This window comes from Streptomyces sp. MNU76 (genome assembly GCF_020982545.1).
GTDB lineage: Bacteria > Actinomycetota > Actinomycetes > Streptomycetales > Streptomycetaceae > Streptomyces.
Genome location: NZ_JAJKLK010000003.1, coordinates 1,180,081 through 1,205,789 on the forward strand (window position 1 = coordinate 1,180,081; position 25,709 = coordinate 1,205,789).

Sequence of the window (25,709 nt, forward strand, 5' to 3'; positions counted from 1 at the left end):
CAGGACAAAACCCCGGGACAGGCTGTGGCCCTCCTGAGTTACTCGGCGGTTGCCGACCGGTCGGCGAGAGCCCAGGTCGGCCGGCCCCCGGCGCCGCCCGGATCAGTCGGCCGTCCAGAGTTCCTCCGGGGTGGTCGCCCGCAGCTCTCCCTCCTCCATCAGCAGCCACCGTGTGATCCCGATCGACTCCAGGAACGGCAGGTCGTGGCTGGCCACGATCAGTGCGCCCTCGTACCCCTCCAACGCGGTCGTCAGCTGTCGCACGCTCGCCATGTCGAGGTTGTTCGTCGGCTCGTCCAGCATCAGCAGCTGCGGTGCGGGCTCGGCGAGCATCAGGGCGGCCAGGGCGGCGCGGAAGCGCTCCCCGCCGGAGAGCGTGGCTGCCTGCTGGTCGGCCCGGGCGCCTCGGAACAGGAAGCGGGCGAGGCGCGCCCGGATCCGGTTGTTGGTCGCGTCCGGCGCGAACCTGGCCACGTTCTCGGCGACCGTCAGCCCGTCGTCGAGGACGTCGAGCCGCTGCGGCAGGAACCGCGTCGGGACGTGCGCCCTCGACTCGCCGCTGACCGGCTCCAGCTCGCCAGCGATGGTCCGCAGCAGCGTGGTCTTGCCCGAGCCGTTGCGGCCGACCAACGCGATCCGCTCCGGGCCGCGCAGATCGAGGCCGCCCGCCACTCGGGCGCCGTACCTCAGTTCCAGGTCCAGCAGGGTGAGCACGGTACGGCCCGGAGGTACGGCCGTGTACGGCAGCTCGACGCGGATCTCGTCCTCGTCCCGTACGGCCTCCACCGCCTCGTCGAGGCGTTCCCTCGCCCCGGCGAGCCGTTCCTCGTGCAGGATGCGGTGCTTGCCGGCGGACTCCTGGGCCGCCCGTTTGCGCGCGTGTGCGACGATCTTCGGCACCCGCTTCTGGTCCTGCATCTTCTGCCCGAACCGTTTGCGCCGGGCCAACTTGACCTGTGCGTCGACCAGTTCGCGTTTCTGCTTCTTCAGATCCGTCTCGGCGACCCGCACCATCCGTTCGGCCGCCTCCTGTTCGACGGCGAGTGCCTCCTCGTACGCGGAGAAGTTGCCGCCGTACCAGGTGACCTCGCCGGAGTGCAGATCGGCGATCTGGGCGACCAGGTCCAGGAGTTCACGGTCGTGGCTGACCACGACCAGCACTCCGGACCACGCCTCGACCGCGTCGTACAGCCTGCGTCGCGCGTACAGGTCGAGGTTGTTGGTCGGCTCGTCCAGGAGGAGGACGTCGGGGCGGCGCAGCAGCAGCGCGGCCAGCCGCAGCAGCACCGACTCGCCGCCCGAGACCTCGCCGATGGTGCGGTCCAGATCGACGTGGCCCAGCCCGAGCCCGCCGAGGGTCGCCAGTGCGCGTTCCTCGACGTCCCAGTCGTCGCCGATCGCCGCGAAGTGCTCCTCGGCCACGTCACCGGCCTCGATGGCGTGCAGCGCGGCGCGGGCGGTGGCGATGCCGAGCGCTTCGTCGACCCTCAGGCCGGTGTCGAGCGTGACGTTCTGCGGCAGGTAGCCGACCTCGCCGGCCACCCGCACGGTGCCGTCGGACGGGGTGAGTTCACCGGCGATCAGCTTCAACAGGGTTGACTTCCCCGACCCGTTGACGCCGACGAGTCCGGTCCGGCCGGGGCCGAACGCCAACTGCAGATCCTCGAAGACGGGGGTGCCGTCGGGCCAGGCGAAGGACAGGGAGGCGCAGGTGAGGGAAAGGGGAGTAGACATGAGGAACCTCGCGGGTGAGGGAAGCGGCCAGGGGCGACGCGTTCGAAACACCGCGAGGGCGACATACGACGGGGGCGAGAGAAAGGCCCGCTGCCGAAGGGACGGCTGTACGCCGAGGTCGCACGCTACGCACACAGGGGCGCCGGGATACGGCGGGCTGTGTGACGCGGTGTCTCAGGACCTCAGACGAGCAACGTCCTTCTCCAATCGACGGCAACAGGACCGTGGAACAACGTACGGACGGGCCGGAGGGGTGTCAACGCAATTGATCGGCACCCGGATCGGCCGCCCCCGGCGGAGCGGGGCGGCGTCTGGGGGTGGGCCCTCGGCGGGTCGGGGCCTCAGCAGGCGTCGCGCATCAGCTCGGCCAGATCGTGGTCCAGGTCCACTTGGTGGTGTTCCAGGCCGAGCGGCACCAGATCCATCGACCGCTCCAGGAAGCGCCGTACCTCGTCGGCGTGCACGTGCACCACGGCCGTGCCCTCCGGGGCGTGGAACTCCAGGACCAGCCGGTCGTAGCCGTACGGGCGGACGCGTACGTCGCCGTAGCCGACCGGGTCCTCCATACCGGTGACGAGCAGTTCGCGGGCGAAGGTCCAGCAGACCTCGACCCCCTCCAGCGTGGCCGGGGCGGGGAAGGTCATACGGACGGCGAACGGGTCGCTGCGGTCGTAGTGGAGCGTGGCGGGAATGCTCGGCATCCGCGGTGCGGCGGCGACGAGACGGGCCTCTACGGGCTGCTCGATGACGGTGGACAACGCCTTGCTCCCTCGTGACGGGTGGACGGATTCCGGTTGACTGCGGCCGGGCATATGCAAAGACGCCGGATCGGGCCGATCCGTGCACATGAGGTTCGAGTGACCTCTGTCACCGGGCCCAATCACTGGGGTGATCCATTTCTCATCCCGTGTCCCGGGATATGGGAGAGGACACCGGACGCCGCCCGGTGGTTCCCGGCGAAGGCCATCTGGACGGCACCCCCTCGCTGCACTAGCTTCGCCCGCCATGAGGGGCATGGGGCAGTCGAGAAGGACGAGTCGGACGAGTCGGACGATGACGACGGGACTGGCCGCGGCGGCACTCGCCGCCGCCCTGGCGGTGCCCGCGCAGGCACACGGGGACGGCCGTCCCCCGCACTGGGAACTGAAGGAGACCGGCACCGACGTGCGCTTTCGCGGACTGGCCGCGGTCAGCCGGAACAGCGCGTGGCTGGCGGGTTCCGCCGGCACCGTGCTCCGCACCGGCGACGGGGGCAGGACCTGGCGCAATGTCTCACCGCCCGGCGCACAGGAACTGCAGTTCCGGGACATCGAGGCATTCGACGCACGCCGGGCGGTCGTCCTGGCCATCGGCGAGGGCGAGGCCTCCCGTGTGTACCGCACGGACGACGGCGGCGAGACCTGGACCGAGTCCTTCCGCAACACCGACCCGCGCGCCTTCTACGACTGCCTCACCTTCTTCGACCCCCGCCACGGGCTGGCCATGAGCGACCCGGTCGACGGCAGGTTCCGCATCCTGTCCACCGAGGACGGCGGCCGCTCCTGGGAGGTCCTGCCGAACGAGGGCATGCCCCCGGCCCTGGAGGGCGAGGCGGGCTTCGCGGCGAGCGGGCAGTGCCTGGTCAGCTCGGGGCCGCGCGATGTGTGGCTGGCGACCGGAGGGGCGGCCCGCGCGCGCGTGCTGCACTCCGCCGACCGGGGGCGCACCTGGACGGTCGCCGACACCCCCGTACCGGCCGGCGACCCGGCCCGGGGCGTCTTCGCGCTGGCCTTCCGCGACCGGGCGCACGGCATCGCCGTCGGCGGCGACTACCGCGCCGAACAGCCGTCACCGCAGGCCGCGGCCACCACCGGCGACGCGGGCCGCACCTGGACGCCCGCCGCGCAGCCCCCGCCCGCCTACCGCTCCGGCGTCGCCTGGCTCCCGTACAGCCGTACGACCGCTCTCGCCGTCGGCCCCACGGGGACCGACCTCACCACCGACGGCGGCCGCACCTGGCGCACGGTCGATACCGGGTCGTACGACACGGTCGACTGCACACCGGACCGGGGCTGCTGGGCGGCGGGGAGCGGGGACGGGTGGCCCGGCTGGAGAACTGACGCGCGCGTCGGCGTTCCGCCAGGTGGGCGGGTACGGGGTTGTTCCCGCCGAGAGGGGTACTTGTGGCGTGTTCGAATCACGAAAGGAGCGATCGGTCATGCCACGCGGTTCGAGCCCGAAGAGGGAACGCCAGTACGAGCACATCAAGGAGAGCGCCGAGGACCGCGGTGAGAGCGAGTCGCGCGCCAAGGAGATCGCCGCCCGGACCGTCAACAAGGAACGCGCCCGCTCCGGCGAGTCCAAGACCGCGAGCCGCACCTCCACCCAGGACATGTCGTCGAGCAAGCGCGGCGGGCAACGTTCGCACAAGGGATCCGAGGGACCCACGTACGACCAGCTCTACGCCGAGGCGAAGCGGCGCAACATCCAGGGCCGTTCGGACATGGACAAGAGCCAGCTCAAGCGCGCCCTGGGCGACAAGTAGCCCGGGGCGGCGCGCCCGTGACGGGATGCGTACGCTCGTCGGCACCATGACGACCGTACGCATCCCGGCGGGCTGGCCCGCCACCGAAGAGCAAGCCCTCGCCGTGCAGGACGAGTTGCGGGGGAAGGTGGTGCTCGACGAGACCGGACCACCGCCGGGCAGCGGCCGGGTCACCGGCGTCGACGTGGCGTACGACGACGAGCGGAACGTGGTCGCGGCGGCGGCCGTGGTGCTGGACGCGGCCACGCTCGACGTGGTCGCCGAGGCCACGGCGACCGGGCAGGTCTCCTTCCCCTACGTCCCCGGCCTGCTGGCCTTCCGCGAGATCCCGACGGTGCTGGCCGCGCTCGACGCGCTGCCGTGCGACCCCGGCCTCGTCGTCTGCGACGGCTACGGCCTCGCGCATCCGCGCCGCTTCGGCCTCGCCGCGCACCTCGGCGTCCTCACCGGCCTCCCCACGATCGGCGTCGCCAAGAACCCCTTCACCTTCACCTACGACGATCCGGGCGCCGCGCGCGGCAGCGCGTCCCCGCTCCTCGCGGGCACCGAGGAGGTGGGCCGCGCACTGCGCACCCGCGACGCCGTCAAGCCGGTCTTCGTCTCCGTCGGCCACCGCGTCGACCTGGACAACGCCTGCGCCCACACCCTCGCCCTCACCCCGTCCTACCGCCTCCCGGAGACCACCCGCAGGGCCGACTCCCTGTGCCGCGAGGCCCTCCGGACGACGACGTCCTGACGCGAAGCCGGGGGTCGCACAAGAGGCTTGAGTACGAACTGAGTACCTGTACGGATGCCGGTGCGTCGTCATGATCGGCAGGCTGTGCCGTATGACGACGCACCGAGCCCCGAAGCCCGCCGCCGGCCCCACCCAGTCGGTCGAGCGTGCCGTGACGACCGGCCTGCTCCTCGCCGTGTTCGCCGGACTGGCCTGGATCGCCGGGATGGTCTACACGCTGACCGGGTGGGCGCAGTAGACCGGTCGGCGCCTCACCCTGTCACCGGGTCGCCGCCACCCGGAACGTGATCCCCGCCGCGCGGAGCCGCTCGATCAGCGCGTCGCCCATCGCGACCGCCGTCGTGACCTGCCCCGCCGTGGCCGGGAGGTCGTCGAGGGCCAGGCACAGGGCGGACTCGGCGAACATCTTCGCCGTCTCGCCGTAGCCGGGATCGCCGCCCGCGACCTCCGTGAAGACCCGGCGTCCGCCGCCCTCGCCGACGAACCGCACCGAGAACCAGCTCCTCGCCCGCTTCTCCGCGCTCGGGCCCTCGCCCGGCTTGAGCCGGTCGCCCAGCCAGCGCCGTACGGGGGGCACCTGGGCGGCGGCGACGACCGCGCCGACGAATGCGACCCCGCCCACCGCGAAGGGCAGCGTTTTGACGGCCGCGTAATGGCGGTAGCGGAAGTCCGGCCCGTAGCGCCGCAGGGCGCGCGCCGAGCGCTGCACCACCTGCGCGTCGATGGTCGGCAGCGGCAGCGCCCACGCCCCGACCTCCTTCGCGAACCGGGGAGCGCTCACCGGCGCGTACGCCCGGCGCCCCACCAGCCGCGGTTCGTGCCGCTTGCGGTCCCGTGCGGCGGCCATCGTCTCCCGGCCGCGGGAGAACCCGGTGAGCGCGGAGTTGAACGTGCCGCCCGAGAACATGCCCTCGGCGCGCACGAATCCGTCCACGGTGATCGGCGCGTCCTCCGGGAGCTGACACACCGTGAAGTAGGCGCCCAGGTCGTGCGGTATCGAGTCGAAGCCGGCGGCGTGCACGATGCGGGCGCCGGTCTCCCGCGCGCGGGCGTCGTGCCGGACGAACGTCAGATCGACGAACTCGGGTTCACCGGTGAGATCCAGATAGTCGGTTCCCTCGTCCGCGCAGGCGGCCACCAACTCCTCGCCGTGGGTGATGTACGGACCGACGGTCGTGGCCACCACCCGTGCCTGACGGGCGAGTTCGCGCACGGCGTCCGGATCGGACCCGTCCGCCCGGAGCACACCGATCCCCGCGCCGCCGGGCAGCCGCTCGCGCAGCGCGGCGAGCTTCTCCGCGTTGCGCCCGGCGATCGCCCAGCGCAGCCCTTCGGGCGCGTTGGCGGCGAGATACTCCGCGGTGAGCTCCCCGACGAACCCCGTGGCCCCGTAGAGCACGATGTCGTACGCCCGCTCCGCCCTGTCCTGCCCGTTGCTCATGGAACCCCTCAGCACTCGCCCACGGCCCGTCCACGCGCCGTTGTCGGTCGCTGAGGCTAGCGTGAGGGACGAGCAGCCGCGTGCGCGGGATCCGGAGGTGGCCGTGACCGTACCGAAGAGTGCCCTGAAAAAATGGGAGAAGGTGCGCGAGTTCGCCCTCGGGATGCCCGGCGCGGTCGAGGAGTTCCCGTGGGGCGAGAGCGTCGCGAAGGTCAACAGGAAGGTGTTCGTGTTCCTCGGGACGGATGACGGCGGCTATCCGCTGGGCGTCACCGTGAAGCTCAAGGACGAGGAGACCCACGCCCACGCCCTGACCTGCCCCGGCGCCGAACCGGCGGGGTACGGCCTGGGCAGGTCCGGCTGGGTGCGCGTGCCGCTGGAGGAGAAGGGCGCCCCGCGCGCGGAGCTGCTGTGCGACTGGGTCGAGGAGAGCTACCGCGTGATCGCCCCGAAGCGGCTCATAGCGGAGCTGGAGGCCCGCTGAGGGCGGTGCCGGGGACCTGGTGGCCGCCGGGCTGACACCCGCCACGACTGGGGGCACAATGACTAAGCGTTTGCTCATTCGGGGCTTGTGCGGAGTGGAACACGTTCTTAACATCGCTGGTGTTACATCATTTGTGTCACAGGGCTGGGGGCTCGATGTCAGTGGCGAAGACGCCCGGGCACGGTCCGCTCGCAGGTGTGCGCGTGGTCGAACTCGCGGGCATCGGCCCGGGACCGTTCGCCGCGATGCTCCTCGGTGATCTCGGCGCCGACGTCGTCCGCGTCGACCGACCGGGCGGCGCGGGCCTCGCGGTGAACCCGCTGTACGACATCACCAACCGCAACAAGCGCTCGGTGATCGTCGACCTGAAGTCCCTTGGCGGCCCGGACACCGTCCTCGACCTCGCCGAACGCGCCGACATCCTGATCGAGGGCTACCGGCCGGGCGTCGCCGAACGCCTCGGCGTCGGCCCCGAGACCTGCCACACCCGCAACCCGAAGCTGGTCTACGGCCGGATGACCGGCTGGGGCCAGCAGGGCCCGCTCGCCCAGCGCGCCGGCCACGACATCGCCTACCTCGCCCTGACCGGCACCCTCGGCATGACCGGGGCCCCGGGCACTCCGCCCGTCGCCCCAGCCAACCTCCTCGGCGACTACGCGGGCGGCTCCCTCTACCTCGTCGTCGGCGTCCTCGCCGCCCTCCACCACGCCCGCGCGACCGGCGCCGGGCAGGTCGTGGACGCGGCCATCGTCGACGGCGCCTCGCACCTGTCCGCGATGCTCCACGGCATGCTCGCCGCGGGCGGCTGGCAGGACCGCCGCGCCGCCAACCTCCTGGACGGCGGCTGTCCCTTCTACGGCACCTACGAGACCGCCGACGGCCGGTACGTCGCCGTGGGCGCCCTGGAGCAGCAGTTCTACGAGGAGTTCGTCGACCTCCTCGGCATCGGGGACCGGGCCCCGGCCCGCAAGGACACGGCCGCCTGGGGCGATCTGCGCGAGACGATCGCGGCCCGCTTCAAGACCCGTACGAGGGACGAGTGGACGGCCGTTTTCGAGGGCTCCGACGCCTGTGTGGCCCCCGTCCTGTCCCTGCGCGAGGCGCCGCACCACGCGCATCTCGCGGCCCGGGGCACCTTCACCGACTTCGGCGGCATCACCCAGCCGGCCCCGGCGCCCCGCTTCTCCGCCACCCACACCTCGGTGCGCACCGGACCCGCCCAGCCGGGCGCCGACACGGCGGACGTCGCCCACGACTGGGGCATAGCGGGCCTCCTGCCCGACGCGTCCGCCGAGGCCGTCGCCGACCAGGCCGTCGCCCCCGCAGACGCGTCCGCCGAGGCCGTCGCCGCGAAGGACACCGACTGACACCGGCCCCCGGGCCGTACCCTCCCGCCACCGAAAGGCCAGACTCGTGAGCACCGAAGCGTACGTGTACGACGCGATCCGCACCCCGCGCGGCCGCGGCAAGGCGAACGGCTCCCTGCACGGCACCAAGCCGATCGACCTCGTCGTCGGACTGATCCACGAGGTCCAGCACCGCTTCCCCGGTCTCGACCCGGCAGCCGTCGACGACGTCGTGCTCGGCGTCGTCGGCCCGGTCGGCGACCAGGGCTCCGACATCGCCCGGACCGCCGCGATCGCCGCCGGACTGCCCGACACCGTGGCCGGCGTCCAGGAGAACCGCTTCTGTGCATCGGGCCTGGAGGCCGTCAACCTGGCCGCCGCGAAGATCCGTTCGGGCTGGGAGGACCTGGTGCTCGCGGGCGGCGTCGAGTCGATGTCCCGGGTGCCGATGGCCTCCGACGGCGGCGCCTGGTTCAACGACCCGATGACCAACCTGGCGGTCAACTTCGTGCCGCAGGGCATCGGCGCCGACCTCATCGCCACGATCGAGGGATTCTCCCGGCGCGACGTGGACGAGTACGCGGCACTCTCCCAGGAGCGGGCGGCGGCCGCCTGGAAGGACGGCCGGTTCGACCGGTCCGTCGTCCCCGTCAAGGACCGCTCCGGACTGGTCGTCCTCGACCACGACGAGCACCTGCGGCCCGGCACCACCGCCGACTCCCTCGCCAAACTGAAGCCCTCCTTCGCGGACATCGGCGAGTTGGGCGGCTTCGACGCGGTGGCCCTGCAGGAGTACCACTGGGTCGAGGAGATCGACCACGTCCACCACGCGGGAAACTCCTCCGGCATCGTGGACGGCGCTGCCCTCGTCGCCATCGGCACCAAGGAGATCGGCGAGCGCTACGGCCTGCGCCCGCGCGCCCGGATCGTCTCCGCGGCCGTCTCCGGCTCCGAGCCCACCATCATGCTCACCGGCCCCGCGCCCGCGACCCGCAAGGCCCTCGCCCGGGCCGGACTGACCATCGACGACATCGACCTCGTCGAGATCAACGAGGCGTTCGCCGCCGTCGTGCTCCGCTTCGTCAAGGACATGGGCCTCTCCCTCGACAAGGTCAATGTCAACGGCGGCGCGATCGCGCTCGGCCACCCGCTCGGCGCGACCGGGGCGATGATCCTCGGCACGCTCGTCGACGAACTGGAGCGCCAGGACAAGCGGTACGGGCTGGCCACGCTCTGCGTGGGCGGCGGCATGGGCATCGCGACGATCGTCGAACGCGTCTGAAACCCCGGCGGAACCAAGAGACTTCAACGGAGACCCCCGCTATGACCGAGAGCACCACCATCCGCTGGGAACAGGACCGCACGGGCCTCGTCACCCTCGTCATCGACGACCCCGACCAGTCCGCGAACACCATGAACCAGGCGTTCCGCGACTCCCTCGCGGTGATCACCGACCGGCTGGAGGCCGAGAAGGACACCATCCGCGGTGTCATCATCACCTCCGCCAAGAAGACCTTCTTCGCCGGCGGCGACCTCCGCGACCTCATCAAGGTCACCCCCGACACCGCACAGCAGCTGTTCGACGGCGGCCTGGAGATCAAGCGCAACCTCCGCCGCATCGAGACCCTCGGCAAGCCGGTCGTCGCGGCGATCAACGGCGCCGCCCTCGGCGGCGGCTACGAGCTGGCCCTCGCCTGCCACCACCGCATCGCCCTCGACGCCCCCGGCTCCAAGATCGGCTGCCCCGAGGTCACCCTCGGCCTCCTCCCCGGAGGCGGCGGCGTGGTCCGCACCGTCCGGCTGCTGGGCATCACCGACGCCCTGCTGAAGGTGCTGCTCCAGGGCACCCAGTACTCCCCGCGGCGCGCCCTGGACAACGGCCTGATCCATGAAGTGGCCGCCACCCGGGAGGAGTTGATGGACAAGGCCCGCGCCTTCATCGACGCCAACCCCGAGTCGCAGCAGCCCTGGGACAAGCCCGGCTACCGCATCCCCGGCGGCACCCCGCCCACCCGAAGTTCGCGGCGAACCTGCCCGCCTTCCCCGCCACCCTGCGCAAGCAGACCGGCGGCGCGCCCTACCCGGCGCCGCGCAGGATCCTCGCCGCCGCCGTCGAGGGCGCCCAGGTCGACTTCGACACCGCCCAGGTCATCGAGGCCCGCTACTTCGTGGAACTGGCCGCCGGCCAGACCTCGAAGAACATGATCCAGGCGTTCTTCTTCGACCTCCAGGCCGTCAACTCCGGCGCGAACCGACCCCAGGGCGTCGAGCCCCGCCAGGTCCGCAGGGTCGCCGTCCTCGGCGCCGGGATGATGGGCGCGGGCATCGCGTACTCGTGTGCCCGCGCGGGCATCGAGGTCGTCCTGAAGGACGTGACGCCCGAAGCGGCCGCGAAGGGCAAGGGGTACTCGGACAAGCTCTGCGCCAAGGCGGTCGCCAAGGGCCGCACCACCCAGGAGAAGGCCGACGCCCTCCTCGCCCTGATCACCCCCACCGCCGACCCGGCCGACCTCGCGGGCTGCGACGCCGTCATCGAGGCCGTGTTCGAGAACACCGAGCTCAAGCACAAGGTGTTCCAGGAGATCGAGGGGATCGTGGCACCGGACGCCCTGCTCTGCTCCAACACCTCCACCCTCCCCATCACCGAACTGGCCGAGGGCGTCGTCCGCCGGTCCGACTTCATCGGCCTGCACTTCTTCTCACCCGTCGACAAGATGCCGCTCGTCGAGATCATCAAGGGCGAGCAGACCGGCGACGAGGCCCTGGCCCGCGCCTTCGACCTGGTCCGGCAGATCAAGAAGACCCCGATCGTCGTCAACGACTCGCGCGGCTTCTTCACCTCCCGGGTCATCGGCCACTTCATCGACGAGGGTGTCGCGATGGTCGGTGAGGGCATCGAGCCCGCGTCCGTCGAACAGGCGGCGGCCCAGGCGGGCTACCCCGCCAAGGTCCTCTCCCTCATGGACGAGCTGACCCTCACCCTGCCCCGCAAGATCCGCGCCGAGTCCCGGCGGGCCGTGGAGGAGGCGGGCGGCACCTGGACCGTGCATCCGGCCGAGGCCGTGATCGACCGCATGGTCGACGAGTTCGGCCGCCCCGGCCGCAGCGGAGGCGCCGGCTTCTACGACTACGGGCCCGACGGCCGCCGCGCCAAGCTCTGGCCCGGACTGCGCGAGCACTTCACGAAGCCGGGGCACCGGATTCCCTTCCGGGACATGCAGGAGCGGATGCTCTTCTCGGAGGCGCTGGACACCGTGCGGCTGCTGGAGGAGGGCGTGCTCACGTCCGTCGCCGACGCCAACATCGGGTCGATCTTCGGGATCGGGTTCCCCGGGTGGACCGGTGGGGTGCTGCAGTACATCAACGGTTACGAGGGCGGGCTCCCCGGGTTCGTCGCGCGGGCGCGTGAGCTGGCCGGGCGGTACGGGGAGCGGTTCGAGCCGCCGGCGCTGTTGGTGGAGAAGGCGGAGAAGGGGGAGCGGTTCGGGGACGAGTGAGGTTGGGGGTGGCGGGGGCGTTCCTTTCGCCCGCCACCCCTACCCTTCCCTCCCCACTCTCGGCTTCGCTCGAGCGGGAGGTGCCCCCACCAGGGGCTGCGCCCCTTCGACCCCCTCGGTGCGTTCTTCGTCCGCGGCTGGGTGGGGCTTCTCGCGCAGTTCCCCGCGCCCCTGACGGGGCGCGGTCCTTTAGTGGGAGTGCAGGTCGAACTGTGCGGCTGTGGGGAGGAGTTGGGCATGGTGGTGGCCGGGTGGGGTACTTCGCGGCGCTGTACCGACAAGTGACCGTCGAGGTCGGCACGGGCATTCACCAGGGGCTCGGGCGGGTGGTGCTGGCCGTGCAGGACTCGCTGGGCGCCCTCTCGCCCCTGATGTCGCTGCTGGACCAGGTCGGAGCCCGCACCGACGAGCGGATCCTCGACTTCAGCGTTCGGAGGTCGAGAGAGGTGGCCTGGTTCAACGCGGTGCTGCTGGCCGGTCAGGACGAGGAGGAGCGCGCGGCGACCGTCGAGCGGCTCGACATCCGGGCCGCCGTCCTCGCCCGGCTGATCCCCCGTCCCGGCGGCCTCGTCCGTCCCGCTCTGCAACTGATCCGGAGCACCGAGAGCGACGACGTGCCCGCCGTCATCGCCCACCTGGACCGGGCCGTGCGGTGAACGCCGCGGCTCAGGACCCGGACGCCCACTGGCTCAGCTCGTCCGTCAACGATCGCTGAAACGTCGTCAACAGGGCCTGCACGACCAGCGGTTGCATATGGGCCGACAGGGACTTCACGGCCTGCGGATCGCGATCCGCCACCGCGTCGCGGAAGAGCCGCGACAACTCCTGGGCCGCCGCGCGCGAATGCTCGATCAGTACGGTCCGCGCGGCGCGGATCGACTCCTCCGACAGGGGTACGCCGAGCAGTTCCACGCCCAGCCGGAGCAGCCCCGGGTCCACCCGGAGTTCGTTGCCGTCCCGCTCGACCACGCCCATCGCCACGAGCTGTTCGACGTCCGCCTCGCCCAGGACCCGCCCCGCCCGGCGGTCGAGCTCCTCCCGGGTGACCGTAGCCACCGCGTCCGGCGCCCAGGAGGCCACCACCGCGCGCTGGAGCGCGAGGTCGCGCGGGGTGAGGTCCGGCGGCAGCCTGCGCAGATACCCCTCGATGGCCGCCAGTGTCATGCCCTGTCGCTGCAGCTCCTCGATCAGCGCGAGCCGGGCCAGGTGCTCCCGACCGTAGTGGCCGACACGGCGGGGCCCGATCTCCGGCGGCGGCAGCAGGCCCCGGGTCCCGTAGAAGCGGACCGTACGCACCGTGACCCCCGCCCGCGCGGCCAGCTCGTCGACGGTGAGAACGATCTCCTCGGAGCCGGAGCCGGAGCCGGAGCCGGAGCCGGAGCCCTCCCCGATGTCGGTCGTCATGCACAGCAGTATCGCTGTCCCACCAGTGCCGTGACACCTCGGCCGGCACGGACTGTCAGTGCCGCCCCGTACGGTGGCGTCATGTCGGGGATCACCTACGTCCGGGGCGACGCGACCGTGCCGCTGGGCAAGGGCGTCAAGGTCATCGCCCATGTCTGCAACGACCTGGGCGGCTGGGGCAAGGGCTTCGTCCTCGCCCTGTCCCGCCGCTGGCCGGAGCCGGAGGCCGCCTACCGCGCATGGCACCGCGACCGCGCGAGCAACGACTTCGGGCTCGGCTCCGCCCAGTTCGTCCAGGTCGGCCGCCACACCTGGGTGGCGAACCTGATAGGCCAGCACGGCACCCGCACCGGCAGCAAGGGGGCGCCCGTTCGCTACGAGGCCATCGACACGGCCCTCGGCCTGCTCGCCGACAAGGCCCTGCAACTGGATGCGTCGGTCCACATGCCCCGCATCGGCTGCGGACTCGCCGGTGGCAAGTGGTCCCGGGTCGAGCGCCTGATCCTCGACCGGCTGGTCCGGCGCGGAACAGCGGTGACGGTGTACGACCACGGGGACTGATCCGGGGCCGGCGCGCGGTACCGCGCGCCGGGGAACGGGTAGGGCACCCGTATGGATCTGCTCCCGATGGACATCGGCCCGTTGAACCCCGTCGTGGGGGAACTCGTCGTCGCGGCCGTGCTGTTCGCGCTCGTGTTCCTCTTCTTCGTCCGGCTCGTGCCCCGGATCCAGCGCGTCCTGGACGAACGGGAGGCCGTTACGAAGGGGACCGAGGCCGAAGCCGAAGCCCTGCGGGAGCAGGCCCGGATCAAGCGGGCGGATGTGGCGCAGACCCTGGCCGAAGCCCGGCACGAGGCCGCCCGCATCCGGCACCCTTTCCGGCCACACCGTGGCCGAAGTCCCACGAGTATCCAAAAGTCCCTCTGTCGCACGGGAGTTGACCGCAGTACCGTCCGCGCATGCCGATATCTGTGCGACGTGCACGCTTCACGACCTGGAGATCGTTCGCGACGGCCGCCACGGCCGCCGCCCTCACCGCCACGTTCCTCACCTCGGCGGCCGCCGGCACCCCGGCGCCCCGTAGGAGTGAGCCGGTCTACTCGTACGAGAACGCCGTCCGTGAATCCGTCTGGGTGGACACCGGGCTCGACGGCGACCGCGACGGGAAGCCGGACCGGGTCGCCGTCGACATCGTCCGCCCGAGTGAACCCGCCCTGCGAGGCCGGAAGATCCCGGTGATCATGGACGCCAGCCCCTACTACTCCTGCTGTGGGCGCGGCAACGAGAGTCAGCGCAAGACGTACGACGCGAACGGGAACGTCGTCCAGATGCCGCTGTTCTACGACAACTACTTCGTGCCCCGCGGCTACGCGTTCGTCGCCGTCGACCTCGCGGGAACCAACCGCTCCGACGGCTGTGTGGACGTCGGCGGCCGCTCCGACGTCCAGTCGGCCAAGGCGGTGGTCGACTGGCTCAATGGCCGAGGCCGGGCGTACACCACCCGTACGGGAAGCACCAAGACCAGGGCCGGCTGGACCAACGGCAGGACCGGCATGATCGGCAAGAGCTACGACGGTACGATCGCCAACGGCGTGGCCGCCACCGGCGTCGAGGGCCTGGAGACCATCGTGCCGATCGGCGCGATCTCCTCCTGGTACGACTACTACTTCGCCAAGGGCGCCCCCCTCTACAACTCCGGCCCCGAGTGGCTCTCCGACTACGTCGAGAGCCCCGACGCCCGCGCCAAGTGCGGTCATGTCCAGCAGCGACTCGTCGACGGCGCCCCGCGCACCGGCGACTGGACCCCGCTGTGGACCGAGCGGGACTACGTCAAGGACGTCCGGAAGATCGACGCCAGCGTCTTCGTCGTCCACGGTCAGCAGGACCTCAACGTCCGCCCCAAGCACTTCGGCCAGTGGTGGGACGCGCTCGCGAAGCACGGCGTCGAGCGCAAGATCTGGCTCTCCGAGGTCGGCCACGTCGACCCCTTCGACTTCCGCCGCGCCGCCTGGGTCGACACCCTGCACCGCTGGTTCGACCACGAACTCCTCGGCTACGACAACGGCATCGACGACGAGCCGATGGCCGACATCGAACGCCACCCGGACCAGTGGGAGACGTCCAGGGTCTGGCCGCCGCGCGCCACCAAGGCCACGACCCTGCGCCCCGCCGAGGGCGCCGCGCCCGGTGTCGGCACCCTCGGCCTGCGCAAGCGGTCCGGCACCGAGACCTTCACCGACGACCCCGCGCTGAACGAGACCGACTGGGCCGCCCACGTCGACAGGTCCACCCCGGAGAAGGCGGGCTTCGCGACCGCGCCCCTCACACAGGACCTGCGGCTCTCCGGCTCCTCCAAGGTGACCGTCACCGCCACGCCCACCACCTCAAGCGCCCACCTCTCGGCGGTCCTCGTGGACCTCGGCCCGGACACCATCCGCGACTACTCCACCGTCGGTGAGGGCATCACCACCCTCACCGAACGCACCTGCTGGGGCCCCAGCACCACCGGTGACAGCTCCTGTTTCCGGGAGACGAAGGCCAAGACCGCGGACGTCGACTACACGATCTTCAGCCGCGGCTGGGCCGACCTCGGCAACCACTCCTCCGCCACGGGCGCCCCGCTCACCCCCGGCACCCCGTACACGATCACCCTCGACCTGCACGCGAGCGATCACGTCGTCCCGGCCGGACACCGTCTCGCACTGATCATCGCGGGCACCGACGAGGACCTCATCGACCCGCCGTCCAGCACGCCCACCCTGACCATCGACCTCAAGCGCACCTCCGCGCAGGTCCCGCTGGTCGGCGGCGGCGTGGCCTTCGCGAAGGCCACCTCGGGCACCATCGCTCGCCCGGAGGCCTCGGTCCTCGACGGCGTACGTGACCCGGGCCGGGCCGCCCGCGTCCCGGGCGGTGGCGCGTGAGGGCCCGCATCGCGGCACTGCTCGGCACGGCCCTCGCAGTGCCCCTGCTGTCGACTCCGGCGCACGCGACGGACACCGCTCTGCCGCGCACCGGATTCGAGCGGTCGGGCGGTGCACGCTGGACCGGCCAGCCCGAGGAGCAGGCCTTCCTGGCCGCCGTCGACCGGGCGAGCGACCGGGTGTCGACGACCCGGATCGGCACCACCGAGCAGGGCCGCCCGCTCCAGCTCGTCCGGATCGGCACCCGCCCCACCTCGCGCACGGTCCTGCTCATCTGCAGCCAGCACGGCGACGAGCCCGCCGGCCGCGAGGCCTGCCTCACCACCCTGCGCGACCTCGCCTTCGCCAGGGACGAGCGGACCGAACGGCTGCTGAGATCCACCACGGTGCTCGTCGTCCCCACCGCCAACCCCGACGGCCGGGCCGCCGGCACCCGGGGCAACGGCGACGGCGTCGACATCAACCGCGACCACCTCGCCCTGCGGACCGCCGAGGCGCGGGCCCTCGCCGCCGTCGTGCGCGACCGCCGGCCCGACATCGTCTACGACCTGCACGAATACGGCGCCACCCCGCAGTACTACGACAAGGATCTCTTCGACCTCTGGCCGCGCAACCTCAACACCGACCCGGCCGTCCACGCCGAGGCACGCACGCTCTCCCTCGGCCACGTACGCCCGGCCGCCGGGGCCGCGGGCCACTCGACCGGCACCTACGGCATCTGGACCGACCCGGTGACCGGCGACCCGATCCGCCAGGTCGCCGGCGACGGCCAGGAGCGCATTCTGCGCAACATGTCAGGAATCAAGCACTCGGTCGGGCTGCTGATCGAGAGCAGGGTGGAACCCCTGACGGCCGACACCCCGGAGCCGGTCAACAACCTGCGCCGGGTGAACTCCCAACTCGCCGCCTTGAAAGGCCTGTTCGGCTTCGCCGTCGAACGCGGCCGACAGGTGGACCGGGTGACCGGCGCGGCCCGTCTGGCCGGCCTCCGCGACACCGGCCCGGTCTATGTCGGCGGCGCCGACAACGACCCCGCCGACCCCGCCGAGGTGATCCAGGACCCGCCCTGCGGCTACCGGCTCACCCCACAGCAGTACGAGGAGGTCGCCGACGAACTGGCGCTGCACGGCGTCCGCGTACGGCCGGAAACCGACGGCGACGGTGACCGGGGCGGCGTCCTGGTACCGCTGCGCCAGCCGTTCCGCGCGCTGGTCCCGCTGCTGTTCGACGCGCAGGCCCCGTACCGCCTGACGGAAGGGGTGCCCGACACCGACTGTTGAAAGAGAAAGGATCGAAGTCACATGTGGTAGGGGTTCCTGGGCAGGAGAAGGTCTGTTCCAGCCACTCGCGGAAAGGTTCCACCTGTGACGCACGATCATCGCACCACCCACCACGGGGGAGGCGCGCTTCCAGGCTCGGAGGCGGGTCTCCCCGGCGGCGGGCGGCCCCGGACGGACCCCGTAGTGTTCGGTGTGACGGCGGCCCTCACCCTGGCCTTCGTGCTCTGGGGTGCCATCTGGACCGACGCCCTCGAAACCGTCTCCGGCAAGATGCTGAACGGCCTCATCCACAACGGTGGCTGGGCGTTCATGCTGGCCGCCTCCTGCTTCGTCGTCTTCGCCCTGTGGCTCGCGGTCAGCCGCTACGGCCGCATCCACCTCGGCGTCGAGGGCGAGAAACCCGAGTTCCGCACGGTCTCCTGGGTCGCCATGATGTTCAGCGCCGGCATGGGCATCGGCCTGATGTTCTACGGCGTCAGTGAGCCCCTCGCCCACTACACCTCGCCCCCGCCGGGCACCGGCCCCCAGGGCTCCGGTGAACGCATGGAAACGGCGATGGCGACCACCCTGTTCCACTGGACGCTGCACCCCTGGGCGATCTACGCGGTGGTCGGCCTCGGCATCGCCTACAGCACCTTCCGCAAGCAGCGCCGTCAGACCATCAGCGCCGTCTTCACCCCGCTGATCGGTGAGAAGCGTGCGGGCGGCACCCTCGGCCGGGCCATCGACATCCTTGCGATCATCGCCACGATCTTCGGTTCGGCGGCCTCCCTGGGCCTCGGTGCCCTCCAGATCGGCTCGGGCTTTCGCGAACTGAACTGGATGGACAAGGTCGGCACCGGCCTGCTCGTCGCGATCATCGCCGTCCTGACCCTGGCCTTCGTTGCCTCCGCCGTCTCCGGCGTGGAGAAGGGCATCCAGTGGCTGTCCAACACCAACATGGTGCTGGCCCTGCTGCTGGCGGTCTTCGTCTTCGTCGCCGGACCCACCATCCTGGTCCTCGACCTCCTGCCGACCTCGGTCTTCTCCTACCTCGGCGACCTGCCCCAACTCGCGGGCCGCACCGAGGCTTCTGGTGGCGAGGGCGTGGCCGACTGGCTCGGCAGCTGGACCGTCTTCTACTGGGCGTGGTGGATCTCCTGGACGCCCTTCGTCGGCATGTTCATCGCCCGCATCAGCCGCGGCCGCACCATCCGCCAGTTCGTCGGCGGCGTCATCCTCGTGCCCAGCACGGTCAGCCTCGTCTGGTTCGCGGTCTTCGGCGGCACGGCGATGCGGCTCCAGGGACAGGGCCGACTCGGTGAGGAGGCCACACCCGAGGGTCAGCTCTTCGCCGTTCTGCACGAGTTCCCCCTGGCCACGGTCTCCAGCCTGCTCGTGATGATCCTCGTCGGCATCTTCTTCGTCTCCGGCGCCGACGCCGCCTCCATCGTGATGGGCACGCTCTCGCAGCGGGGCGCGCTCGAACCCGGCCGCTTCGTCATCGTCTTCTGGGGCGTCGTCACCGGGGCCGTCGCCGCGATCATGCTCCTCGTCGGCAGTGGCCAGGGAGACGCCCTGACCGGCCTGCAGAACCTCACGATCCTGGCCGCCGCGCCGTTCGTCCTGGTGATGATCGGCATGTGCGTCGCGATGATGCGCGACCTGCGGCGGGACCCCGTGATGGTCCGCGAGGAGATGGCCTCCGAAGCGGTCGAACTGGCCGTCATCGAGGGCCACAAGCGCTATGACGGCGAGTTCGAGATCAGGGTCGGTCCGGGCCAGGGCACGGAGATCGAGGGGGACCCGATCGGCCATCGCGCGGAGTAGACACGCGCCGGGGCAGGGCGCCCCGCGCCCCGTCAGGGGCGCGGGGAACTGCGCGACCGGCCCCCACGACCCGCACCCGACCGACGACCCCCTCTTTCCCGACGCCCTCTTCTTTCCCGACGCCCGCTCAACCCGTGGCCAGCCGCGCAGCGACCCGCGCGCACCCCAAGCCACCGTCACCCCTGCCCCACCGTGCCCGTAGTTGTGCACCAACACCCTCCCGCCCGGCAGGAGTTCCCGCTCCAGGCGGACCGCCGGGCGCGAGGGTCGCAGCCCGACCCGGTGCTCGACGATCCGCGCCCCGGCGATCTCGGGCCGAACTGCCGCACACCGCCTCACGATCGCCTCCGCGATCACCGGGTCCGGCGTCAGGGACCAGGCGTCCTCCTCCGCCGTACCACCGAGGATCAGCCCGCCCGGCTGCGGGATGAAGTACGTGCTCTCGGAACCGGAATGGTCCACCGAGGTGAGCCAGGTGGTGATCCCCGGGTTCTCCACGACGACCAGCTGCCCCCGCACCGGCCGTACGGACGGGTCCGGCACCAGCTCGCGCGCGCCGATCCCCGTGCAGTTGACGACCACGGGGGCGTCGACCGCCGCGAGGTCGGTCACCGTGCGCTCCTCCACGACGCCGCCCGCCGCGACGAACCGCTCGCGCAGCCACCGCAGATGGACCGGCATGTCGAGCAGCGGCAGCCGCGCCCACAGCCCGACACCCCGGTACTCCCCGGCCGTCGCCACCCGCAGCCCGGCCACCCGCGAGGCCCACGCGCCGAGCCCGTCCAACGTGGTCCCGCCGTGTACGCCTTCGACCATGCGTACGCCCGTCTCGTTCGGCCGGGCCGCCAGCCCCTCGTACACGTCGAGGGTGTCGAGCGCCCACGCGCCGACCAGTTCCTCCGGCTCGATCCGGTAGGGCCACCACAGTCCACCCGCGACGCCGGACGTCGCGCGCTCCCCGGGCTCCCGCGCCCACACCCGGACCCGGCTGCCGCTCTCCGCCAACACGACGGCCGTCGTGAGACCGACGACGCCGCCACCGACCACGATCACGTCACTGTTCGATTCACTGGTCACCCGGGGACGTTAACGGAATATGTCATGCCGTGCTCACAAGTCTGCCTTTGTGGGGATACTCACACCATGTCTGCCGAGTACGCGACCTTCGGCCTGGCACCGGCGATGCGAGCCGGTGGCGTCCTCGCCAACGGTGATTACCAAGTGCACCGGGACTTCGTGGACTTCATCGTCGACGGACGCCCGCTGCTGTTCCAGCTCTCCGACCTCGACGCCGTCTCCCCCCTGGCCTCCGACGTCCCGCCCTCGATCTTCACCGCCCAGGTGCGCAGTCTGCTCCTGGAGGCCGAGGCACCCCTGAGAAGCGGCCGTTACGTCATCTACGGCTGCCCCGAATGCGCCGACCTCGCCTGCGGAGCGGTGACCGCGGTCATAGAGCGGGACGGCGACGACTTCGTGTGGCGGGACTTCGCCTGGCAGACGGAGGAGGAGGCCGACCTCAGGCTCAACGGCTACACCGGCATCGGCCCCTTCCGCTTCCAGGGCGCCGAGTACCGCGGCGCCCTGCGGTCCCTGCTGTGCGAGTCGGGCCCCGAGCCGTCGGCCCGGCGGGTCCTCCTCATCGGCGCCCGCGTCGCCGTGCTCGCCAAACTCGCCGCCGCCCTGCGCGCCATCGGCATCGGCGCCGACATAGCGCAGGACGCCACCGGCGTGCCCCCGGAAGAGCTGCGCGCCTACGGTGCCGTGGCCTTCGGCCGGGCCGTCGGCAAGGCGGACCGCGACGCCGTGCGGCTGGCCTTCGACCGCGCGGGGGTCCAGGTCGCGTACGTCGACGGACTCGCCCCGATCATCCCGCTCCTCGTCGCCCAGATCGAACACGCCCTCGACCGCAGCCCGGCCGAACAGCGCCGCCTCACCCGGCTGGTCGCCGCCGACGGGCAGGCCGGCATCGAGATCACCTCCACCTGCCGGGTGGAGCTCACCGCCTACCGCCTCGACCGTCTCTACCGACCCCACACCTACCGCTTCTTCGACGGCATCCTCCCGGCGGGCCGGCACCGCATCGGTCTGGACCCGAAGGCGGCGAAGGGAGAATCGTTCATCGTGGCCCGCACCTCCGGGACGGTGCTGGTGGAACCGATGGCGCTGTAGGGACGCGGGGAACTGCGCGAACGGGGTCCGGGGCAGCGCCCCGAGTCTGTGACAGGGGCCGTAAAATCACCCCCTGTGACCGCCACCCTCGTCGTCAAGAACCTCGCAGCCGGACACGGCGACCGCTCGCTCTTCTCCGGGCTGGACCTCGTCGTCGCCCCCGGTGATGTGATCGGTCTGGTCGGAGCCAACGGCGCCGGCAAGTCCACGCTGCTGCGTCTGCTCGCCGGCCTGCTCCCGCCGGAGGAGGGCGAGCTGCGGCTGTCCCCGCCCACGGCGACCGTGGGACACCTGCCGCAGGAGCCCGAGCGGCGGGAGGGCGAGACCGTACGGGAGTTCCTGGCCCGGCGCACGGGGGTGGCCGAGGCCCAGCGGGTGATGGACGAGGCCACGCAGGCACTGGTGGAGGGCGCGCCGGGCGCCGACGACGCGTACTCGGTGAGCCTGGAGCGCTGGCTCGACCTGGGCGGCGCCGACCTCGACGAGCGGGCGGAGGAGGTCGCCGACACCCTGGGGCTCGGCGTGGACCTGGACCAACCCATGACCGGCCTCTCCGGCGGCCAGGCCGCCCGCGCCGGACTCGCCTCCCTCCTCCTCTCCCGCTACGACGTCTTCCTCCTCGACGAGCCCACCAACGACCTCGACCTGGACGGCCTGGAACGACTCGAACGCTTCGTCTCCGGCCTGCGCGCGGGCACGGTCGTCGTCAGCCACGACCGCGAGTTCCTCACCCGTACGGTCACCAAGGTCCTCGAACTCGACCTCGCCCAGAACCAGATCAACCTCTACGGCGGCGGCTACGAGGCCTACCTGGAGGAGCGCGAGACGGCCCGCCGGCACGCGCGCGACGACTACGAGGAGTACGCCGACAAGAAGGCCGCGCTCCAGGACCGCGCCCAGATGCAGCGCTCGTGGATGGACAAGGGTGTCAAGAACGCGCGGCGCAAGGCGAGCAACGACAACGACAAGATCGGCCGCAAGTTCCGCAGCGAGGCGAGCGAGAAGCAGGCCGCGAAGGCCCGGCAGACCCAGCGCATGATCGAACGGCTCGATGTGGTGGAGGAGCCGCGCAAGGAGTGGGAGCTGCGCATGGAGATCGCGGCGGGCCCGCGCTCCGGCGCCGTGGTCGCCACGATGCGCGACGCGGAGGTGCGGCGCGGCGACTTCGCCTTCGGACCGGTCTCCCTGCAGATCGACTGGGCGGACCGTGTCGCCATCACCGGCGCGAACGGCGCGGGGAAGTCGACGCTCCTCGGTGCGCTCCTCGGCCGGGTCCCCCTGGACTCGGGCCATGCCGCCCTGGGCTCCGGGGTCCTGGTCGGTGAGGTCGACCAGGCCCGCGCCCTCTTCCACGGCCCCGAGTCCCTCCTCGACGCCTTCTGCGGGGCGGTCCCCGACACCGAGCCGGCCGAAGTGCGCACCCTCCTGGCCAAGTTCGGCCTGAAGTCCCACCATGTCCTACGTCCGGCGATCACCCTGTCCCCGGGCGAACGCACCCGCGCGGCCCTGGCCCTCCTCCAGGGCCGAGGAGTCAACCTCCTCATCCTCGACGAGCCCACGAACCACCTGGACCTCCCGGCCATCGAACAACTGGAGTCGGCCCTGGACTCCTACGAGGGCACGCTGCTCCTGGTGACCCACGACCGCCGCATGCTGGACGCGGTAGGAGTGACCCGCCGTCTGGTCGTGGAGGCGGGCAAGGTGACGGAGCAGTGAGCACCACCGCCGGCCGCGGCTGAGTGGGGCTTCTCGCGCAGTTCCCCGCGCCCCTGAAGGGCCTCCGGGCCTCAGGGCGAAAGGCACGGGGCGCAGCCCCTGCTTTTTGAGGGGCGCGGGGAACTGCGCGACCAGCCCCCACCGGACGGACGCCTGGGGGTCAAAGGGGCGCAGCCCCTTGCGAGGACGGGACGGGTAGGGGCGGCGGGGCGAGAAAACCCCGCCGTCACCTCAGCCGCGCTTCTTGTCCACCAACCCCGCCCGCCGCAACGCATCCGCCATCGCACTGTTGGCAGGCGCAGCAGCCGCACCCCCTACCCCCCCACGCCCCTGCTGCCGAGGCGCAGGCCCCCACGGCCACCCGCTGCTGCTGCCGAGCACCCCCACCGGACTGCCCGGCCGTCCCCTTCGGCGCCGCCTCGTCGTCCAACCGCAACGTCAACGAGATCCGCTTGCGCGGCACGTCGACGTCGAGCACCTTCACCTTCACGATGTCCCCGGGCTTGACCACATCACGCGGGTCCTTCACGAACGTCCGGGACAGCGCGGAGACATGCGCCAGCCCGTCCTGGTGGACACCGATGTCGATGAACGCCCCGAACGCCGCGACGTTCGTCACGACCCCTTCGAGGACCATCCCGGCCTCCAGGTCGGAGATCTTCTCGACGCCCTCCTTGAAGGTGGCGGTCTTGAAGGCGGGCCGGGGATCGCGCCCCGGCTTCTCCAACTCCTTGAGGATGTCCGACACGGTCGGCAGACCGAAGGTCTCGTCGACGAAGTCCGCCGGCCTGAGCGACCGCAGGACCCCCGTGTTGCCGATGAGTGCCGCGACCTCCTGCCCCGAGCTCTTCACCATCCGCCGGACCACGGGGTACGCCTCCGGGTGCACGCTGGACGCGTCCAGCGGGTCCGAGCCGCCCCGAATCCGCAGGAAGCCCGCGCACTGCTCGTACGCCTTGGGCCCGAGCCGTGTCACGCCCTTGAGCTCGGAACGCGAGGTGAAGGGGCCGTTGGCGTCGCGGTGGGCCACGATGTTCTCGGCGAGCCCGGAGGAGATGCCGGAGACCCGGGCCAGCAGCGGCGCGGAGGCCGTGTTCACGTCCACGCCCACGCCGTTCACACAGTCCTCGACCACCGCGTCCAGGGAACGGGAGAGCTTCACCTCGGACAGGTCGTGCTGGTACTGCCCGACACCGATCGACTTGGGGTCGATCTTGACCAGCTCGGCCAGCGGGTCCTGCAGCCGGCGCGCGATCGACACGGCGCCGCGCAGTGAGACGTCCATCCCGGGCAGCTCCGCGGAGGCGAACGCCGACGCCGAGTACACGGAGGCGCCCGCCTCGGACACCATCACCTTGGTGAGCTTCAACTCCGGGTGCTTGGTGATCAGTTCACCGGCGAGCTTGTCGGTCTCCCGGGACGCCGTGCCGTTGCCGATCGCGACCAGTTCGACCGCGTGCTCCTTGGCCAGGCGCGCCAGCTTGGCGATGGCCTCGTCCCACTTGTTGGCCGGGACGTGCGGGTAGATGACGTCGGTGGCGACGACCTTGCCGGTGGCGTCCACCACGGCGACCTTCACACCCGTACGGAAGCCCGGGTCCAGGCCCAGCGTCGCGCGCGTCCCGGCCGGGGCGGCGAGGAGCAGGTCGCGCAGGTTCGCCGCGAACACGTTCACCGCCTCGTCCTCGGCGGCCGTCCGCAGCCGCAGCCTGAGGTCGATGCCGAGGTGGACGAGGATGCGGGTCCGCCAGGCCCAGCGGACCGTGTCCGTGAGCCACTTGTCGGCGGGTCGGCCCCGGTCGGCGATCTGGAAACGATGCGCGACGATCCCCTCGTAGGAGGAGGGGCCGGGCTGCTCGGAGGGCTCCTCCGGCTCCAGGACGAGATCGAGGACGTCCTCCTTCTCGCCGCGCAGCATCGCCAGGATGCGGTGGGAGGGCAGCTCGGTGAACGGCTCGGAGAAGTCGAAGTAGTCGGCGAACTTGGCGCCCGCGTCCTCCTTGCCGTCCTTGACCTTGGCGGCGAGCCGGCCCCGTACCCACATGCGCTCGCGCAACTCGCCGATCAGGTCGGCGTCCTCGGAGAACCGCTCGGTGAGGATCGCCCGCGCGCCGTCCAGGGCGGCCTGCGCGTCGGCCACACCCTTCTCGCCGTCCACGAACGCCGCGGCGGCGGCCAGCGGCTCGACGGTCGGGTCCCCGAGCAGGCCCTCGGCCAGCGGTTCGAGACCGGCCTCGCGGGCGATCTGGGCCTTGGTGCGCCGCTTCGGCTTGAAGGGGAGGTAGATGTCCTCCAGACGGGCCTTGGTCTCGGCGGCGCGGATCTGCGCCTCGACCTCGGGCGTCAACTTGTCCTGCTCGCGCACCGAGTCGAGGATCGCGCTCCGCCGCTCCTCCAGCTCCCGCAGATAGCGCAGCCGCTCCTCGATCGTGCGCAGCTGCGCGTCGTCGAGCATCTCGGTCGCTTCCTTGCGGTAGCGGGCGACGAAGGGCACGGTCGAACCGCCGTCGAGCAGTTCCACCGCGGCCTTGACCTGCCGCTCCCGTACGCCGAGCTCCTCGGCGATCCTGCCTTCGATGGACCGTACTTCGATGGACCCGGGTGTCGTCACGTTCCCGTACCGCCTTCTCCACTGAGGTTGCGCG

17 protein-coding genes and 5 pseudogenes are annotated in these 25,709 nt (G+C 71.5%); 16 read left to right on the forward strand and 6 right to left on the reverse strand.

The window, feature by feature from the left end:
* Positions 1-102: 102 nt before the first annotated feature.
* Both E4N62_RS11580 and E4N62_RS11585 read right to left on the reverse strand, forming a co-directional pair.
* Positions 103-1,734: an ABC-F family ATP-binding cassette domain-containing protein gene (locus E4N62_RS11580; protein ID WP_230213794.1), complete on the reverse strand. Its 1,632-nt coding sequence runs from the start codon at positions 1,732-1,734 to the stop codon at positions 103-105.
* 341 nt (positions 1,735-2,075) lie between these two features.
* Positions 2,076-2,492, reverse strand: coding sequence for an SsgA family sporulation/cell division regulator (locus E4N62_RS11585; RefSeq protein ID WP_215454158.1), 417 nt, complete (start codon positions 2,490-2,492; stop codon positions 2,076-2,078).
* A 295-nt stretch (positions 2,493-2,787) separates the two neighbouring features.
* Here E4N62_RS11585 and E4N62_RS11590 point away from each other — a divergent pair.
* The 4 genes and pseudogenes from E4N62_RS11590 to mmpA all read left to right on the forward strand — a co-directional run bounded on the left by E4N62_RS11590 (position 2,788) and on the right by mmpA (position 5,232).
* Positions 2,788-3,833 (forward strand): annotated as a pseudogene (locus E4N62_RS11590) (WD40/YVTN/BNR-like repeat-containing protein).
* Positions 3,834-3,931: 98 nt separating this feature from the next.
* A complete protein-coding gene (locus E4N62_RS11595; protein WP_230213795.1) occupies positions 3,932-4,258 on the forward strand; it encodes a plasmid stabilization protein in 327 nt (108 codons plus the stop codon).
* 46 nt (positions 4,259-4,304) lie between these two features.
* Positions 4,305-4,994 (forward strand): endonuclease V, encoded by a 690-nt coding sequence (locus E4N62_RS11600; protein WP_230213796.1) that lies wholly within the window; start codon positions 4,305-4,307, stop codon positions 4,992-4,994.
* Between the two features lie 91 nt (positions 4,995-5,085).
* Positions 5,086-5,232 (forward strand): morphogenic membrane protein MmpA, encoded by a 147-nt coding sequence (gene mmpA / locus E4N62_RS11605; RefSeq protein ID WP_184904173.1) that lies wholly within the window; start codon positions 5,086-5,088, stop codon positions 5,230-5,232.
* A 21-nt stretch (positions 5,233-5,253) separates the two neighbouring features.
* On the opposite strand, the gene E4N62_RS11610 is transcribed toward mmpA, so the two are convergent.
* A complete protein-coding gene (locus tag E4N62_RS11610; RefSeq protein WP_230213797.1) occupies positions 5,254-6,435 on the reverse strand; it encodes a trans-acting enoyl reductase family protein in 1,182 nt (393 codons plus the stop codon).
* A gap of 163 nt (positions 6,436-6,598) precedes the next feature.
* Between E4N62_RS11610 and E4N62_RS11615 the strand changes: the two genes are divergently transcribed.
* The 5 genes and pseudogenes from E4N62_RS11615 (at position 6,599) to E4N62_RS48655 (ending at position 12,418) form a co-directional block, all read left to right on the forward strand.
* Positions 6,599-6,919 carry an MmcQ/YjbR family DNA-binding protein gene (locus E4N62_RS11615; protein WP_268269314.1) on the forward strand — a complete coding sequence of 107 codons (321 nt, stop codon included), beginning with the start codon at positions 6,599-6,601 and terminating at the stop codon, positions 6,917-6,919.
* A 155-nt stretch (positions 6,920-7,074) separates the two neighbouring features.
* Positions 7,075-8,286 carry a CaiB/BaiF CoA-transferase family protein gene (locus tag E4N62_RS11620; protein ID WP_230213799.1) on the forward strand — a complete coding sequence of 404 codons (1,212 nt, stop codon included), beginning with the start codon at positions 7,075-7,077 and terminating at the stop codon, positions 8,284-8,286.
* 46 nt (positions 8,287-8,332) lie between these two features.
* Positions 8,333-9,547: an acetyl-CoA C-acetyltransferase gene (locus E4N62_RS11625; RefSeq protein ID WP_230213800.1), complete on the forward strand. Its 1,215-nt coding sequence runs from the start codon at positions 8,333-8,335 to the stop codon at positions 9,545-9,547.
* Positions 9,548-9,588: 41 nt separating this feature from the next.
* Positions 9,589-11,762, forward strand: a pseudogene (locus tag E4N62_RS11630) (3-hydroxyacyl-CoA dehydrogenase NAD-binding domain-containing protein).
* Between the two features lie 251 nt (positions 11,763-12,013).
* A complete protein-coding gene (locus E4N62_RS48655; RefSeq protein ID WP_230213801.1) occupies positions 12,014-12,418 on the forward strand; it encodes a DUF5995 family protein in 405 nt (134 codons plus the stop codon).
* Positions 12,419-12,428: 10 nt separating this feature from the next.
* On the opposite strand, the gene E4N62_RS11640 is transcribed toward E4N62_RS48655, so the two are convergent.
* Positions 12,429-13,166, reverse strand: coding sequence for a MerR family transcriptional regulator (locus tag E4N62_RS11640; protein WP_230213802.1), 738 nt, complete (start codon positions 13,164-13,166; stop codon positions 12,429-12,431).
* 81 nt (positions 13,167-13,247) lie between these two features.
* On the opposite strand from E4N62_RS11640, the gene E4N62_RS11645 reads away from it, so the two are divergent.
* The 5 genes and pseudogenes from E4N62_RS11645 to E4N62_RS11665 all read left to right on the forward strand — a co-directional run bounded on the left by E4N62_RS11645 (position 13,248) and on the right by E4N62_RS11665 (position 19,179).
* Positions 13,248-13,727 carry a macro domain-containing protein gene (locus tag E4N62_RS11645; RefSeq protein WP_230213803.1) on the forward strand — a complete coding sequence of 160 codons (480 nt, stop codon included), beginning with the start codon at positions 13,248-13,250 and terminating at the stop codon, positions 13,725-13,727.
* A 66-nt stretch (positions 13,728-13,793) separates the two neighbouring features.
* Positions 13,794-14,027, forward strand: a pseudogene (locus tag E4N62_RS11650) (hypothetical protein); the annotation flags it as partial.
* 98 nt (positions 14,028-14,125) lie between these two features.
* A complete protein-coding gene (locus E4N62_RS11655; protein ID WP_230213804.1) occupies positions 14,126-16,090 on the forward strand; it encodes a Xaa-Pro dipeptidyl-peptidase in 1,965 nt (654 codons plus the stop codon).
* The gene (locus tag E4N62_RS11660) at positions 16,087-17,370 is read left to right on the forward strand and encodes a M14 family metallocarboxypeptidase (protein ID WP_230213805.1); all 1,284 of its coding nucleotides are present in this window, start codon (positions 16,087-16,089) and stop codon (positions 17,368-17,370) included. The genes E4N62_RS11655 and E4N62_RS11660 overlap by 4 nt, the downstream gene beginning before the upstream one ends.
* A gap of 84 nt (positions 17,371-17,454) precedes the next feature.
* Positions 17,455-19,179 (forward strand): BCCT family transporter, encoded by a 1,725-nt coding sequence (locus tag E4N62_RS11665; protein WP_230213806.1) that lies wholly within the window; start codon positions 17,455-17,457, stop codon positions 19,177-19,179.
* Positions 19,180-19,398: 219 nt separating this feature from the next.
* On the opposite strand, the pseudogene E4N62_RS11670 reads toward E4N62_RS11665, so the two are convergent.
* Positions 19,399-20,256 (reverse strand): annotated as a pseudogene (locus E4N62_RS11670) (NAD(P)/FAD-dependent oxidoreductase); the annotation flags it as partial.
* A gap of 66 nt (positions 20,257-20,322) precedes the next feature.
* Here E4N62_RS11670 and E4N62_RS11675 point away from each other — a divergent pair.
* Together E4N62_RS11675 and E4N62_RS11680 are read left to right on the forward strand one after the other, a co-directional pair.
* Positions 20,323-21,348, forward strand: coding sequence for an oxidoreductase (locus E4N62_RS11675; RefSeq protein ID WP_230213807.1), 1,026 nt, complete (start codon positions 20,323-20,325; stop codon positions 21,346-21,348).
* A 75-nt stretch (positions 21,349-21,423) separates the two neighbouring features.
* Positions 21,424-23,064 carry an ABC-F family ATP-binding cassette domain-containing protein gene (locus E4N62_RS11680; protein WP_230213808.1) on the forward strand — a complete coding sequence of 547 codons (1,641 nt, stop codon included), beginning with the start codon at positions 21,424-21,426 and terminating at the stop codon, positions 23,062-23,064.
* A 231-nt stretch (positions 23,065-23,295) separates the two neighbouring features.
* Here E4N62_RS11680 and E4N62_RS11685 read toward each other — a convergent pair.
* Positions 23,296-25,675: pseudogene (locus E4N62_RS11685) on the reverse strand (Tex family protein).
* Positions 25,676-25,709 lie beyond the last annotated feature (34 nt).